1 protein-coding gene is annotated in these 550 nt (G+C 48.0%); it reads right to left on the bottom strand.

The genetic code is table 11. The features are described 5' to 3' along the window. The coding region (locus R7093_RS27400) for a GAF domain-containing protein (protein WP_318147305.1) at window positions 1-550 on the bottom strand (550 nt) is incomplete at both ends.

Here is a 550-nt window from a genome sequence, read left to right as displayed (position 1 = left end):
CCTTGCGTGCGAAATTCAGAAAGACGATGCTCAATTTGACGCATGAACTCTCTGCGGTTTGGAATGCCAGTAAGATCGTCTGTGGTGGCGAGGTGCTCCATTTTCATGATCTGAATATGCAGTGCAATGTTCAACGCTATCCAGTTGGCAATGCATTGCAACTGTGCTGCTTGTTCCTTGGTATAAAAATGGGTTTGATGATGCGCGACGTTAAGCGTGCCCAAGCACATTTGACCATGCATCAGCGGCGCATCCATACACGTGCCCATACCGCTGGAGGTCAACATGACGCAATCTAGCTCGTCGGATTGAGAAACGTCGTCACAAATGATCAGTTGTTGGTTTTTGAACACACGCCCGACGAAGGCTTGATCAATCGGCACGAGAAAATCGGCAGGAATCGCTTTGTTGCCGGAAAAAGAGTAGACCTTGAGGTAGTCACTGTTTTCGTACAGCGTAATGCTGGTGCGGTCAGATTCAAAAATCCGATTGATCCATTCTGCGACAGTATCGAGCACCTGCTGTAACGTCTGTGATTGAGCCAAAAAGT

It is taken from the genome of Vibrio sp. 1580, from assembly GCF_033340055.1.
This window is presented reverse-complemented; position numbering and strand designations above follow the sequence as displayed.